This is a genomic window from Rhizobium sp. USDA 3886 (assembly GCF_056279785.1).
This window is the reverse complement of sequence record NZ_JBWCDC010000003.1, coordinates 1,200,658-1,215,861: the sequence shown is the minus strand read 5'-3', so window position 1 is coordinate 1,215,861 and position 15,204 is coordinate 1,200,658. Positions and strand designations below refer to the sequence as shown.

Sequence of the window (15,204 nt, the reverse complement as noted above, 5' to 3'; positions counted from 1 at the left end):
CAACAAAGCCAGGCCCTTGGTACCGGCGGCGGCAGAAGCATGCGAAAAGCTGCTTCCAAGATTGGAGCTATTTCTGCTTCTTGCCGAGGCTAAGTCCGCTGTTTGCGAACTTGACCTGAGTGCCTTGCGCCGCGGCGACAGGTATCACCGTCTTTTCCTTTTTGGGTTTTCGAACTTCACGATTGCTTCGCGCTTGGCCCTTGGCCATTTGGTCCTCCTGGGTTTTTCGGTTGATTGTTTGATCGCAGCTTCAATGCTGCGGCAGCGTTGTATTTCTGCGTCCGCTCAGCGGCGACGAAATGTTCCAGAAGCTGGCAGCGGATACTTCGCAACCGTCCCGGGAAGGCTTGGCGGCTGATGCTGCGAAATTGATCCGCTTGAGGGGCAAGACGTCCGATGGCCTGCTCTTGCCAATTTGCTGAACCCGAATGTTTTCGCCGTATCCAAACTCGCTGACGCTGACGAGATTGCGAGCGGTACTGTAAAGATGGAGGCTGGAAGACATTTCGTCCTCCTTTCGTTGGGGCCAGGACATCGAGGCCCCGAAGCAGCAGCGCCCTTGATCCGGCTGCTGAAGGCATTCAACATGCACGCTTTGACGGTCGTACGCAATGGCGCTCATCCGAAGCTCGGCGCTCGCGAGACAATGGTCTGTACAAATAAGACTATGGACGATCGCCGGCTGGCCGCATATGTGCCGTTAGAGATCTAAAGAGTGGGCTGCCGGGAGCCCACTCGCGAATTCTGTCCGGTCCGGATACTGCTCGGGCATTTCGACCCCGACGGGGATTCCCGAAAAAAATGGATCACTCCATCACGATCTGCAGTTTCACATCGGTCGGCCGCGCTTCCACTGCGCGGTCGAACGCCTTGATCGAATCCTCGAATTTGAAGGTCTCCGAGATCAACGGCTTCAGGTCGACGCGGCCGGAGCCGAGCAGTGCGATCGAACGCTCGTACTGGTGCGCGTAGCGGAAGACCGTTTCGATGCGGATTTCCTTGGTCGAGGCGGTCGAAACGTCGAAGCCGATCGGATTGACCGGAAGGCCGACGGCAACGATGACGCCGCCTGGGCGCGCCAGGTCCATAATCGTCTCCCAGGCCTTTGGCGATCCGGAGCACTCGAAGATCACGTCCGCGCCCCAGCCATCCGTCAGCCGTCTCACCTCGTCAGTGAGGTTCTTCTCGCGGATATTGACCGGAATGACGCCCTGGTACTGCGCAGCGATATCGAGCTTCGGCTGGGCGAGATCGGCAACGATGGCCCGGGCGCAGCCTCCGGCAAGGGCAGCAATCGCCACCATCGTTCCGATCGGTCCGGCGCCGACGACGACGGCTGTGTCGCCCGGTGCAATCTTCGCTTTTGCCGCTGCCTGCATGCCGACCGCGAAGGGCTCGACCATGGCGCCTTCGGCAAAGCTCACATTGTCCGGCAACTTGAATGTATAATTGGCGGGATGAACCACTTCCGGCGTCAGCACACCGTGAACCGGCGGCGTCGCCCAGAAGGTGACGGCAGGATCGACGTTGTACATGCCGAGACGACTTGCCTTCGAATTCGGATCGGGAATACCGGGCTCCATGCAGACGCGGTCGCCGGCTTTCAGATGCGTTACGCCTTCGCCGACTTCGACCACCGTGCCTGCAGCTTCATGACCGAGCACCATTGGTTCCTGGACCACAAAGGGTCCGATCCTGCCGTGCGTGTAGTAATGCACGTCCGAACCACAGACGCCGACGGTATGGATCCTGATCTTCACCTTTCCCGGTCCTGTTTCCAGCGGCAGATCGACGTCGCGAAGCGCAAGCTCATGCTGGCGTTCCAGGACCAGCGCACGGACTTTGGCCATATGTCGGTTTCCTTCCCTGATGATTTCGTCCGATTCACAGCAGACACCGTTTGACCGACTATACGACCCCTGGGCCTCGCAATTCAACAGAAATGCGAGGCTTTTGCTCACCGCATGATGAAATGCTCGGCTAAGCTGACGGGATTGAGCGCAAGCAGCGGACATGGGCACTTATAAGATTTTTATATCGGCGGCCTCCGCCCCGTCTCGAACCTTTATGCGCTTCGGCAGCATATTGACGCTCGAGAGATCGGCAAGATCATCTCCGCGCCAGAAAGCCCGAAAGGTGCCGTCTTTCAAAGACGGTGCCCTTTGTCTTGTCTGACTCCAAAGAACAACAACAGGAGTCAAGATCGATGATGGACATCATTCTACCCGGCATTGCGGTCGCATTCTTCGCACTGTGCTTTGCCTATACCAGCGCCTGCGACAGGCTCTGAACCGAGGAACATCATGATACTCGATTATATCTTAAGCGGTGCGGTGACGGTGTTTCTGACCGTTTACCTTACCTACGCTCTTATTCGCCCCGAGCGCTTCTGATCAAGAAGCCCGGGTACTGAAAGTTACCTCCCATGACCCTCAACGGATGGCTTCAGATCCTGCTTTACTGCGGGATCCTCATCGCGCTCGTCAAACCGCTCGGCGGCTACATGACGCGTGTCTTCGACGGCGAGCGCACATTCCTTTCACCGGTCCTCGTTCCAATCGAGCGCGGGCTTTACGCCATTGCCGGCACGAGCGAGCGCGAGGAGCAGCATTGGACCTCCTATGCTTTTTCGATGCTGCTTTTCAATTTCCTGGGCGTGCTCGTCCTTTATGCGCTGATGCGCCTGCAGGCTGTTCTCCCCTATAACCCGGCCGGCATGACCTCCGTGCCGCCGGAGCTGTCGTTCAACACCGCCGTAAGCTTCGTCACCAACACGAATTGGCAGAATTACGGCGGCGAAAGCACGATGTCCTACCTCACGCAGATGGTAGGGCTCACCGTTCAGAACTTCGTGTCGGCTGCAACCGGTATTGCCATTGCCGTCGGCCTAATCCGCGCCTTTGCGCGCGCGTCCGGTAAGGCAATCGGCAATTTCTGGGTCGATATGATCCGCAGCACGCTCTACGTGCTGCTGCCGCTCTGCATCATACTGACGCTGGTCTATGTCTATCTCGGCGTTCCGCAGACGCTCGGCCCTTATGTGGAAGCAACGACGCTTGAAGGCGCCAAGCAGACAATCGCTGTCGGCCCCGTTGCCTCCCAGCTTGCCATCAAGATGCTGGGAACAAACGGCGGAGGCTTCTTCAATGCCAATTCCGCGCATCCCTTCGAGAATCCGGACGCCATTTCTAACCTCGTCCAGATGCTTTCCATCTTCGCGATCGGCGCCGCATTGACCAATGTTTTCGGCCGCATGGTCGGCAACCAGCGCCAGGGCTGGGCGATCCTTGCCACGATGGGCATCCTGTTCGTCATCGGCGTCGGCGTCACTTACTGGGCGGAAGCCTCCGGCAATCCGCTGATGCACGCCTTCGGGCTCAACGGTGGCAATATGGAAGGCAAGGAAGTCCGCTTCGGCGTCGCGCTCTCCTCGCTGTTTGCCGTCATCACGACCGCCGCCTCCTGCGGCGCCGTCAACGCGATGCACGGCAGTTTCACCGCGTTTGGTGGCCTCATCCCGCTGATCAACATGCAGCTCGGCGAAGTCATCGTCGGCGGCGTGGGCGCAGGCTTTTACGGCATCTTGCTGTTCATCATCATCGCGATCTTTGTCGCAGGCCTGATGGTCGGCCGTACGCCGGAATATCTCGGCAAGAAGATCGAAGCCAAGGAAATGAAAATGGCCGTGCTTGCCATTCTCTGCCTGCCGGCCGCAATGCTGATCTTCACGGCAATCGCAACCGTGCTTCCCTCAGCCGTCGCCTCGATCGGCACGGCCGGTCCGCATGGCTTCTCCGAAATCCTTTATGCCTATACCTCGGCTGCGGCCAACAACGGCTCGGCTTTCGGTGGCCTGACCGGCAACACGCCCTGGTACAACATCACGCTCGGCATCGGCATGCTGGCTGGGCGCTTCCTGGTCATCATCCCGGCCCTTGCAATCGCAGGTTCGTTGGTCGCCAAGAAGTCGGTTCCCGCCTCAGCAGGCACATTCCCGACCGATGGTCCGCTCTTCGTCGGGCTTCTGGGCGGCACCATCCTGATCGTCGGCGGCCTGACCTTCTTTCCGGCCCTGGCCCTCGGCCCGGTCGTCGAGCACCTGATGATGATCGCCGGCCAGACCTTCTGAGGTGAAGACATGATCCTTCGTCACAGACCTCGCAGCCCCTTCAAGTCACATCCCGGTTCACCGGGATGTGACAGCGAGCGGATGGCGCGGGCCTCCGACATCATCCTGGTGATGATGGCCGGCCTCCTCGTCATCCTCGCCGCCGTTCGAATCCTACATGGCTGACCGCGCGACGGTCGCATTACTCTTTCAAGCTGGAGTCTCTTATGAGCCAGGCAAAATCCGCGAGCATCATGGATTCTCGCATCCTCATTCCGGCAGTCAGCGCTGCTTTCAAGAAGCTCAACCCGCGGACGCTTGCCCGAAACCCGGTCATGTTCGTCGTGGCCACAGTCTCGGCGCTCACGACCGTTCTCTTCCTCCGCGATCTCATCACCGGCCGCGGAAATCTCGGCTTTTCCTTCCAGATCAATCTCTGGCTCTGGTTCACGGTGCTTTTCGCCAACTTCGCCGAGGCTGTTGCCGAAGGCCGTGGCAAGGCGCAGGCCGACTCACTTCGCAGGGCCCGCACCGAAACCCAAGCCAAGCTGCTGATGGCCAATGACGGCACGGGCTATCGCATGGTGCCCGGCACGAGCCTGAAGGTCGGCGACCTTGTCCTTGTCGAGGCCGGCGACATCATCCCGTCGGACGGCGAAGTCGTCGAAGGTGTCGCCTCGGTCAACGAAGCTGCGATCACCGGTGAATCCGCGCCGGTGATCCGCGAATCGGGCGGTGATCGTTCGGCGGTCACCGGCGGCACGCAGGTGCTCTCCGACTGGATCCGCGTTCGCATCACGGCGGCTGCGGGGTCGACCTTCCTCGACCGCATGATCTCACTCGTCGAAGGTGCGGAACGCCAGAAGACCCCGAACGAGATCGCCCTCAACATCCTGCTCGCCGGCATGACGCTAATCTTCGTTCTCGCGACGGCGACGATCCCGAGCTTTGCGATCTATGCCGGCGGCTCGATCCCCATCATCATGCTCGTTGCGCTCTTCGTGACATTGATCCCGACGACGATCGGCGCCCTGCTCTCGGCGATCGGCATTGCCGGCATGGACCGTCTTGTCCGCTTCAACGTGCTCGCCATGTCCGGCCGCGCCGTCGAAGCCGCCGGAGACGTTGACACGCTGCTGCTCGACAAGACAGGCACCATCACCCTCGGCAACCGCCAGGCAACCGCCTTTCATCCGGTCCGCGGCGTCTCCGAGCAGGAGCTTGCCGACGCAGCCCAGCTCGCTTCGCTTGCCGACGAAACGCCGGAAGGCCGATCGATCGTCGTGCTTGCCAAGGAGAAATACGCCATCCGCGGCCGCGAGATGGCGAGCCTGAAGGCGACTTTCGTGCCCTTCACGGCCCAGACCCGCATGAGCGGGGTCGATGTCGAGGGCTCATCAATACGCAAGGGCGCTGTCGACGCGGTGCTTGCCTATGTCGGCGAAGGCTCAACATCTATGTCGGGCAACGCCGCAGTCGCATTGCGGATCAACAGCGACGTCGTGAAGCAGTTGCAGACAATCGCCGACGAAATCGCCAAGTCCGGCGGCACGCCGCTTGCCGTTGCCCGTGACGGCCGTCTGCTTGGCGTCATCCAGCTCAAGGACATCGTCAAGGGCGGCATCCGCGAGCGTTTCGCCGAACTGCGCCGCATGGGCATCCGTACCGTCATGATCACCGGCGACAATCCGATGACCGCCGCTGCGATCGCCGCCGAAGCCGGCGTCGACGACTTCCTGGCGCAGGCAACGCCCGAGAACAAGCTGACGCTCATCCGCGAGGAACAGGCGAAAGGCAAGCTGGTCGCCATGTGCGGCGACGGCACGAACGACGCACCGGCCCTTGCCCAGGCCGACGTCGGTGTCGCCATGAATACCGGCACCGTCGCCGCCCGCGAGGCGGGCAACATGGTCGACCTCGACAGCGACCCGACGAAGCTCATCGAGATCGTCGAGATCGGCAAGCAGCTCTTGATGACCCGAGGCGCGCTGACGACCTTTTCGATCGCCAACGATATCGCCAAGTATTTCGCCATCATCCCGGCGATGTTCCTCACCTTCTACCCGCAGCTTTCCGCGCTGAACGTCATGGGCTTGTCGTCGCCGCAAAGCGCCATCCTCTCGGCGATCATCTTCAACGCGCTGATCATCATCGCGTTGATCCCCTTGTCCCTCAAAGGCGTGCGCTACCGTCCGATTGGCGCGGGCGCCCTGCTTTCGCGCAACCTTTTGATCTACGGCCTCGGCGGCATTGTCGTTCCGTTCATCGGCATCAAGGCGATCGACATGCTGATCGCCGCTGCCGGCCTCGCCTAAGGAGTACCAGCAATGTTGAAACAACTTCGACCAGCGATCGTCATGTTCGTTGCCACCACGGCCATCACCGGCCTGCTTTACCCGCTTGCCATGACAGGCGTCGCCAAGGCGCTGTTTCCGACGCAGGCAAATGGCAGCCTGATCGAGAAGGATGGCCAGGTGATCGGCTCGACGCTGATCGGCCAGGCCTTCACCAGCGACACGTATTTCCACGGCCGTCCTTCGGCGGCGGGCGACGGCTACAATGCCGCAAGCTCCGGCGGCTCGAACCTCGGCCCGACCAGCCAGAAGCTGATCGACCGTGTGAAGGCCGACTACGAGGCCGCCAAGGCGACAAACCCGAATGCCGAACTGCCGATCGATCTGGTGACCGCCTCCGGCAGCGGGCTTGACCCGCATATCTCGCCGGACGCTGCCTACTTCCAAGTGCCGCGCGTCGCCAAGGCCCGCAACATGGACGAGGCCGCGGTAAAGGCGCTGGTGGATAGCGCCATACAGCACCCTGAACTCGGCATCCTTGGCGAACCGAACGTCAATGTTCTGGCATTGAACCGGGCCCTCGATGCTTCTATGACTCAGTAAAGGTTGTAGGCCCCGGACGGTTCGCGAGCGGTCCAGGGCCTGCTCATCGGAAAGATCATGCGAATGCCGGACGATAACCGCGATCAGGTTGCAAGGCCCTCGCCAGACGCGCTTCTCGAGAAGGCGCGGGCCGAAACGCGCGGCCGGTTGAAGATATTCCTCGGCGCCGCACCTGGCGTCGGCAAGACCTATGAAATGCTGGTTTCCGGACGGGCAAAGCTTGCGGACGGCATCGACGTTGTTGTTGGGGTCGTCGAGACCCACGGCCGCAGGGAAACCCATGCGCTGCTCGACGGCTTTGCGATCATTCCGCGGGTGAATGTCCATTACAAGGGCCACACCCTGGAGGAGATGGACCTCGACGCCATCCTCGCCCGCAAGCCGGGGCTCGTCCTCGTCGATGAACTTGCCCACACCAACGCCGAAGGCAGCCGCCATCCGAAACGCTATCTCGACGTCAAGGAGCTGCTGGATCGCGGCATCGACGTCTATACGACGCTGAACATCCAGCATGTCGAGAGCCTGAACGACGTCGTTTCGCAGATCACCCGCATCCGCGTCCGCGAGACGGTGCCCGACTCCGTGATCGACATGGCTGACGATATCGAGATCATCGACCTGACGCCCGACGACCTGATCAAGCGCCTGCACGATGGCAAGGTCTATGTGCCGAAAACGGCCGAACGCGCGCTGACCAACTATTTCACGCCCGGGAATCTGACGGCACTTCGTGAACTTGCGTTGCGCAAGACTGCACAGCGTGTCGACGACCAGCTTGTAAGCCATATGCAGGCGCATGCGATCTCTGGTCCATGGGCTGCCGGCGAACGCGTGCTCGTCTCGATCGATCACCATCCGCGATCTGCCTCGCTCGTGCGCTATGCCACACGCATGGCTTCGCGGCTGCGCGGGCCATGGTCCGCCGTCTATATCGAAACCAACCGGTCGATCAGCCTGACAGAAGAAGAGCGGGATACGATTGCAGCAACGCTGCGCCTAGCCGAGCGGCTCGGCGGCGAGGCACTCACGCTTCCCGGCAACCGGGTCGCCGAGGAATTGCTTCGCCACGCGAGCGCCAACAACGTCACGCATATCGTTGTCGGTTCGCCCGAGGCGCCCACATGGCGCCAATGGTTTCAGCATTCGCCGGTCGACGATCTGATCCGGCTCGCCGGCGATATCAGCATTCATGTCATCTCCGGCAACGAGAAGGACGACAGCGCGGGCCGAGGCGTCAGACTGGCACCTGCATTGCCGGCCTTCAACATCAAGGCCTATCTGCTCGCAACGGCCTATGTTGCCGCAGCGCTCGGATTCAGCGTGGTGCTCGATCAGGTTCTGGACGTGCGCAACCTTGCCCTGGTTTTCCTGATGGCAGTGCTCACCTCCGCCGTCCTCCACGGTTTGCGGCCCGCGCTCTACAGCTGCCTTCTGGGCGCGCTTGCCTTCAACTTCTTCTTCCTGCCGCCGCGTTTCACCCTGACGATCCGGGATCCGGAAAGCGTGGTCGCCTTTTTCTTCTTTATCGGCGTTGCGCTGATTGCGAGTAACCTGACGGCAGCCGTTCAGCGGCAGGCAGCGGCCGCGCGTCAGCGTGCGCGCACCACCGAGGACCTTTATCTTTTTTCCCGCAAGCTCGCGAGCACCGGCACGCTTGACGACGTGCTCTGGGCAACCGCCTTCCAGATCGCCTCGATGCTCAAGGTCCGTGTCGTCCTGCTTCTGCCCGAAGAAGGTACGATCGCGGTCAAGGCAGGATATCCACCTGACGACACGCTGGACGATGCCGATATTGCCGCGGCACGCTGGGCCTGGGAACACAATCATGCCGCCGGGCGCGGCGCGGACACGCTTCCCGGCGCCAAACGCCTTTATGTGCCGCTGCGAACCGGGCGCACCGCCGTCGGCGTCATCGGTCTCGACAGCGACCGCCGCGACGGGCCGCTCTTTACGCCCGAGCAGCAGCGGCTCCTGGATGCGCTTGCCGACCAGGCAGCGCTTGCCATCGAGCGCATACAGCTCGTCGCCGATGTCGATCGCGCCAAGCTCGCCGCCGAAGCCGACCGGTTGCGTTCCGCCTTGCTGACATCGATCTCGCACGACCTGAAGACGCCGCTGGCCGCGATCCTTGGCGCCGCCGGCACATTGCGCGACTATTTCGGCTCCATGCTGGCAGAAGATCGCGACGATCTTCTGTCGACAGTTATCGACGAATCCGAACGCCTGAACCGGTTCATCGCCAACCTGCTCGACATGACGAAAATCGAATCCGGAGCCATGGAGCCGAATTACGGCCTGCACTATCCAGGCGATATCGCCGGCAGCGCGCTGAGGCGGGCCATCAAGATCCTTGAGCGTCACAAGACCGAGATGATCATGCCTGCCGACCTGCCGATGGTGCGTGTCGATCCGGTGCTTTTCGAACAGGCGCTCTTCAACCTGCTCGACAATGCTGCGAAATATGCGCCTGAAGGTTCGGCGATCCGCATCGAGGGCTGGGCCGATGCCGGACACGTCGTCATTCAGATTGCCGACGGGGGCCCGGGTATTCCACCCAACGATCTCACCCGTGTCTTCGACACCTTCCATCGCGTCCGCAAGGGCGACCAGGTGCGTGCCGGAACAGGTCTCGGCCTTTCCATCTGCCGCGGTTTCATCGAGGCAATGGGAGGAACGATCGTTGCCGGAAACCGCAAGGACCGCTCCGGCGCCGTCTTTACCATCCGCCTGCCGAAACCCAATGACATTCCAAAACTGGATGAGCTCAAATGACCGGTTCAGCCGTGAAAATTCTCGTCGTCGACGACGAGCCGCCGATCCGCAAACTGCTTCGCGTCGGGCTCAGTGCGCAAGGCTACGAGGTGCATGAGGCGCCGAATGCCGCTAGTGCCGATCGGGCCGTGAAAGAAAATGAGCCGGACCTCATCGTTCTGGATCTCGGCCTTCCCGACAAGCCGGGCCACGACCTGCTGCGCGAATGGCGCGAAGATGGCCTTTCCATGCCCGTCGTCATCCTCTCCAGCCGCACCGACGAGGCGGGCATCGTCAAGGCGCTCGAAACCGGCGCTGACGACTATGTGACGAAACCCTTCGGCATCAACGAGCTCGGTGCCCGCATCCGTGTGGCACTCCGCCATCGGCTGCAGCAGCAGGGCGAAAAGGCCATCTTCCAAACCGGTGGTCTTTCCATCGATCTCGTCAAGCGGATCGTCAAGGTGGACGACAGGGAGATCAAGCTGTCTCCGAAGGAATACGATATCCTTCGAGTGCTCGCCCAGCACGCCGGCAAGGTGCTGACGCATCAGTTCCTTCTGAAACAGATTTGGGGACCGGCAGCCGACGTTCAGTATCTGCGCGTCTATGTCCGCCAGCTGCGGCAAAAGGTGGAGCAGATTCCGGACCAGCCGCAATATATCACCACCGAAACCGGCGTCGGCTACCGGCTCAGAGAGCCGGATTGATTTCGGGCGCCTCATCCGGTCAATATGACAACGGGAAAGACATGACCCTCGCAGACATCATCCGGCCGGAGCATGCCTTCATCGGCGTCTCGGGGGCGACGAAGTGGCGTGCGCTGCGGAGCCTCGCGGAAAAGGCCGGCAAAGCATTCGACATCGAGGAGAAGATCATCCTCCAGGCGCTGGAAAGCCGTGAAAACCTCGGCTCGACCGGCATCGGCAACGGCATCGCGGTGCCGCATGCGGCGATCGCCGGCATGACGAGCCCACGCGGCCTTCTTGTGCGTTTCGCGCAGCCACTGGATTTCGAGGCGATCGACGACGTGCCGACGGACATTGCCTTCATGCTACTTTTCGGAGAGAGCAATCGAGGCGCATACCTAAACGTGCTTGCCGCCATCGCACGGCGCCTGCAGTCAGATGGCGTCCTTATGTCGATGCGCAAGGCAAAAAACGTCGATGAATTCTATTCGAGTTTCATAGGAGATTCACGACCATGAGAGAGCGCGGTTTGAGCGCAGCGCCTGATCCCTTGAGACATCATCGCCCGTCCTGTCGCGAATCTGTTATTCAGCAGCCTTCTTGTGGCCGGAATGCCACATTTCTTAGGATGGCTCGCAATGCGGACATATCGCCGGGCAGGATGCTCATTTCAGATTTGCCCATCATATGGGATGACATTCTAAAAGCACCTGGGGAACCGGAAGAACGTTCGTTTCGTTATACGACCAAGTTGATAGAGTTTAGGCAGAACGAAGGAGGTTCCCATGCGATCAATAAGGATGATCCGGCTGCTTGCGGCCGCTGTCTTTGCAGGCAGCGCAGCAATCGGCGCCGCTGCCCCGGCTTTCGCCGATCAGACGCTTCTCAACGTGTCCTACGACCCGACGCGCGAATTGTATAAGGATTTCAATGCCGCCTTTGCCGAAAAGTGGCAGAAGGATACCGGCGAGACGGTCACGATCCAGACGTCGCACGGCGGCTCCGGCGCCCAGGCGCGTTCGGTCATCGATGGCCTTGAGGCCGATGTCGTAACTCTCGCACTCGAAGGCGACATCGATGCGATCGCCAAGAAGACCGGCAAGATCGCGGCCGATTGGAAGTCCAAGTTCCCGAACAATTCGGCGCCCTACACCTCCACCATCGTTTTCCTCGTCCGCAAGGGCAATCCGAAGGGCATCAAGGATTGGGGCGACCTGATCAAGGAAGATGTCCAGGTCATCACGCCGAACCCGAAGACCTCGGGCGGCGCACGCTGGAACTTCCTGGCCGCCTGGGCTTGGGCCAAGCAGGCAAACGGTGGCAATGACACCAAAGCCCAGGAATACGTGACGCAGCTGCTACAGCACGTTCCGGTGCTCGACACCGGCGCTCGCGGCGCAACGACGACCTTCGTCCAGCGCGGTCTGGGCGATGTTCTGCTCGCCTGGGAAAACGAAGCCTATCTTTCGCTGGAGGAACTTGGTCCGGACGAGTTTGAGATCGTCACGCCGACCCTGTCGATCCGCGCCGATCCCCCGGTCGCAATCGTCGACGGCAACGTCGACAAGAAAGGCACGCGCAAGGTCGCCGAAGCCTATCTCAACTACCTCTACTCCGATGAAGGCCAGAAGATCGCTGCCAAGCACTTCTATCGCCCGAGCAAGCCGGAAGTCGCCGACAAGGCGGACATTGCCCGTTTCCAGAACCTGAAGCTCGCGACTATCGACGACTTCGGCGGGTGGAAGGAGGCGCAGCCGAAATTCTTCGGTGATGGCGGCGTGTTTGACCAAATCTACAAGCCGGCCCAATAATACGCCGCATGAAAGCACATAGCCCCACACGGTGGCGGTTCAAACGGCCGAGCGTCATTCCAGGTTTTGGAATAGCGCTCGGCCTTACCTTGACCTGGCTCACCCTTCTGATCCTCATCCCGCTCTCGGGCCTCGCCTGGCGCTCGAGCGAACTCGGCTGGGACAAATTCGTGTCGATCGCGCTCGATCAGCGTACTCTAAGCGCGCTTCGCATTAGCTTCGGGGCCGCGTTCGTCGCGGCCTGCGTCAATGCCGCTTTCGGCGTCATCCTCGCCTGGGTGTTGGTGCGCTACCGTTTCCCCGGCAAGCGCGTCATTGATGCGATGGTCGATCTGCCTTTCGCACTGCCGACCGCCGTTGCCGGCATCGCCTTGACGACGCTCTATGCGCCGAACGGCTGGATCGGCCAGTTCCTGACGCCGCTCGGCATCAGGATCGCCTTCACACCGGTGGGCATCGTCGTCGCTCTCGTTTTTGTCGGTCTACCCTTCGTGGTGCGTACCGTGCAGCCGGTGATGGAAGAGATCGACAAGGAGGTAGAAGAAGCTGCCGCAACGCTCGGTGCCAATCGTTTCCAGACGATCTTCCGCGTCCTGCTTCCAGCACTCGCGCCTGCCGTGCTGACGGGCTTTGCACTGGCGTTCGCTCGCGGCGTCGGCGAATACGGCTCGGTCATCTTCATTGCCGGCAACCTGCCGTTCAAATCGGAGATTGCGCCGCTTTTGATCGTCATCAAATTGGAAGAATACAACTACGCGGCCGCGACAGGTATTGCTGCAGTCATGCTGATCATCTCGTTCATCATGCTGCTGGTCATCAATCTCATCCAGAGTTGGAGCAGGCGGAGGTATGGGAATGGCATTTGACACGATCGCTCGCTCAACCAAGGTCCGCTCGGTCATCACCGAAACCAGGTTCGCCCGCTGGACGCTCATCATCCTGTCGCTGATCTTCCTGCTCCTTATTTTGCTGCTGCCGCTTGCGGCGGTCTTCGTCGAGGCCTTTCGCAAGGGCGGGAGTGCTTTCTTCGAGGCGCTGCAGGATGCGGAAACCTTTTCCGCGATTCGGCTGACCCTTGTCGTCGCCGGAATCAGTGTACCGCTGAACCTGTTTTTCGGCGTTGCGGCGGCTTGGGCGATTGCCAAGTTCGAGTTCAAGGGCAAGGCTTTCCTGACGACCTTGATCGACCTGCCTTTCTCCGTCTCGCCGGTTATTTCCGGCCTCGTCTTCGTGCTGCTTTTCGGCGCCAATACCTATCTCGGAAAATGGTTCGATGCGCACGACATCAAGATTCTTTTCGCCGTGCCGGGACTGATCCTTGCCACCATGTTCGTCACTTTCCCCTTCGTCGCGCGGGAATTGATCCCGCTGATGCAGGAGCAGGGAACGGCGGACGAAGAGGCTGCCTTGTCGCTAGGGGCCAGCGGCTGGCAGACCTTCTGGCACGTCACCTTGCCGAACATTAAATGGGGCCTGCTTTATGGTGTGCTGCTCTGCAACGCCCGCGCCATGGGCGAGTTCGGTGCCGTCTCCGTCGTCTCCGGCCATATCCGCGGCCAGACGAACACCATGCCGCTGCAGGTAGAAATTCTCTACAACGAATATAACTTTACCGGCGCCTTTGCCGTTGCGACCTTGCTTGCCTTGCTTGCCCTTGTGACCCTTGTTTTGAAGACGCTGCTCGAAATGCGATACAGCGAAGAAATCGCCGCCAGCCGGCGGCACTGAAGGAAATAAAATGGAAGTTCGCATTCAGAACCTGCGCAAGGAATTCGAGCGTTTTCCGGCGTTGCACGACGTCTCTCTTGATATCCGCTCCGGCGAACTGATCGCGCTGCTCGGGCCGTCCGGCTCCGGCAAGACGACATTGCTGCGCCTCATTGCCGGCCTCGAGAGCCCGACCGAGGGCCTGATCTACTTCGGTGACGAAGATGCCTCGAAAAAGACCGTGCAAGAGCGCAATATCGGCTTCGTGTTCCAGCACTACGCCCTCTTCCGCTACATGACGGTGCTCGACAACGTCGCCTTCGGGCTCAAGGTGCGCAACACGGCCCGCCGCCCATCAAAAACCGAAATCCGCAGCCGCGCGCTGGAACTGCTCGATCTCGTGCAGCTTTCCGGCCTGGAGAAACGCTATCCGGCCCAGCTCTCGGGCGGCCAGCGCCAGCGCGTCGCCCTCGCCCGCGCGCTCGCAGTTGAGCCGAACGTACTGCTTCTCGATGAGCCCTTCGGCGCGCTCGACGCCCAGGTGCGCAAGGACCTGCGCAAATGGCTGCGTGAAATCCACGACCGCACCGGCCACACCACGGTTTTCGTCACGCATGACCAGGACGAGGCGATGGAACTCGCCGACCGCGTCGTCGTCATGAGCCAGGGCGCGATCGAACAGGTCGGCACGCCGGACCAGGTCTACGACAACCCGAATTCACCTTTCGTCTTCGGCTTCGTCGGTCAGTCAAACTGTCTGGATGTGCGCGTTGCCAGCGGCGAAATCTGGTTCGAAGACCGCCCGCTGGGGCTCACGGCGCAGAACGAGGCGGACGGCCAAGCGCAGCTCTATTTCCGTCCGCACGATATCGAACTGCGCGACGGCTGCGGCGGCTGCATTGCCGGCCTGCTCGTCTCCAGCCGCCGCGTGGCCGGCACGCGCCATATCGAGGTCAATATCGGCAAGGATCACCCATCGATCGAGCTCGAACTGCCGCCTGCACAGGCTGACAGCCTTGACCGCAACCGCATCGCCTTCCGTCCGAAACGCTGGAAGCTGTTCAGGAGCGCTTGATGGTCCTTGCCTCTCCAAAAGGAGTAGAGGAGACACGAAAGTTCAAATGTATTGCCGACGACTTCTCAAATATGTTGCCGGCGGCATCAAAGAAAGCGCCATGCTTTATATTACGCATTGCTTATTTTAGAGAAATGTCCAATAACCATACCTGCGAAACGTTTTG

General features: G+C 60.7%; 13 protein-coding genes. 11 read left to right on the top strand and 2 right to left on the bottom strand.

What is annotated here, in order from left to right:
- Positions 1-250: 250 nt before the first annotated feature.
- Both ACZ9BX_RS28730 and ACZ9BX_RS28725 read right to left on the bottom strand, forming a co-directional pair.
- A complete protein-coding gene (locus ACZ9BX_RS28730) occupies positions 251-505 on the bottom strand; it encodes a hypothetical protein (protein ID WP_476221592.1) in 255 nt (84 codons plus the stop codon).
- A 301-nt stretch (positions 506-806) separates the two neighbouring features.
- A complete protein-coding gene (locus ACZ9BX_RS28725) occupies positions 807-1,850 on the bottom strand; it encodes an NAD(P)-dependent alcohol dehydrogenase (protein ID WP_476221590.1) in 1,044 nt (347 codons plus the stop codon).
- A gap of 453 nt (positions 1,851-2,303) precedes the next feature.
- Here ACZ9BX_RS28725 and ACZ9BX_RS28720 point away from each other — a divergent pair, with 453 nt between their 5' ends.
- The 11 genes from ACZ9BX_RS28720 (at position 2,304) to ACZ9BX_RS28670 (ending at position 15,038) form a co-directional block, all read left to right on the top strand.
- The gene (locus ACZ9BX_RS28720) at positions 2,304-2,393 is read left to right on the top strand and encodes a K(+)-transporting ATPase subunit F (RefSeq protein WP_183754975.1); all 90 of its coding nucleotides are present in this window, start codon (positions 2,304-2,306) and stop codon (positions 2,391-2,393) included.
- 32 nt (positions 2,394-2,425) lie between these two features.
- Positions 2,426-4,129 (top strand): potassium-transporting ATPase subunit KdpA, encoded by a 1,704-nt coding sequence (kdpA, locus tag ACZ9BX_RS28715; protein WP_476221588.1) that lies wholly within the window; start codon positions 2,426-2,428, stop codon positions 4,127-4,129.
- Positions 4,130-4,335: 206 nt separating this feature from the next.
- Positions 4,336-6,423, top strand: coding sequence for a potassium-transporting ATPase subunit KdpB (kdpB, locus tag ACZ9BX_RS28710; RefSeq protein WP_476221587.1), 2,088 nt, complete (start codon positions 4,336-4,338; stop codon positions 6,421-6,423).
- A 12-nt stretch (positions 6,424-6,435) separates the two neighbouring features.
- Complete coding sequence (kdpC, locus tag ACZ9BX_RS28705; RefSeq protein ID WP_476221586.1) at positions 6,436-7,005, top strand: potassium-transporting ATPase subunit KdpC; 570 nt, start codon at positions 6,436-6,438, stop codon at positions 7,003-7,005.
- 63 nt (positions 7,006-7,068) lie between these two features.
- Entirely contained in the window at positions 7,069-9,777 is a 2,709-nt protein-coding gene (locus ACZ9BX_RS28700; protein ID WP_476221584.1) for a DUF4118 domain-containing protein, read from the top strand.
- Positions 9,774-10,466 (top strand): response regulator transcription factor, encoded by a 693-nt coding sequence (locus tag ACZ9BX_RS28695; protein WP_476221583.1) that lies wholly within the window; start codon positions 9,774-9,776, stop codon positions 10,464-10,466. Before ACZ9BX_RS28700 ends, ACZ9BX_RS28695 begins: the two co-directional genes overlap by 4 nt.
- A gap of 41 nt (positions 10,467-10,507) precedes the next feature.
- Positions 10,508-10,963, top strand: a complete 456-nt coding sequence (locus tag ACZ9BX_RS28690) for a PTS sugar transporter subunit IIA (protein WP_476221581.1) — start codon at positions 10,508-10,510, stop codon at positions 10,961-10,963.
- Between the two features lie 267 nt (positions 10,964-11,230).
- The gene (locus ACZ9BX_RS28685) at positions 11,231-12,256 is read left to right on the top strand and encodes a sulfate ABC transporter substrate-binding protein (protein ID WP_476221579.1); all 1,026 of its coding nucleotides are present in this window, start codon (positions 11,231-11,233) and stop codon (positions 12,254-12,256) included.
- A gap of 8 nt (positions 12,257-12,264) precedes the next feature.
- Positions 12,265-13,122 (top strand): sulfate ABC transporter permease subunit CysT, encoded by an 858-nt coding sequence (gene cysT / locus ACZ9BX_RS28680; RefSeq protein WP_476221577.1) that lies wholly within the window; start codon positions 12,265-12,267, stop codon positions 13,120-13,122.
- Entirely contained in the window at positions 13,112-13,984 is an 873-nt protein-coding gene (gene cysW / locus ACZ9BX_RS28675; RefSeq protein WP_027511031.1) for a sulfate ABC transporter permease subunit CysW, read from the top strand. Before cysT ends, cysW begins: the two co-directional genes overlap by 11 nt.
- 10 nt (positions 13,985-13,994) lie before the next feature.
- Entirely contained in the window at positions 13,995-15,038 is a 1,044-nt protein-coding gene (locus ACZ9BX_RS28670) for a sulfate/molybdate ABC transporter ATP-binding protein (protein WP_476221576.1), read from the top strand.
- The last annotated feature ends 166 nt before the right edge of the window (positions 15,039-15,204 follow it).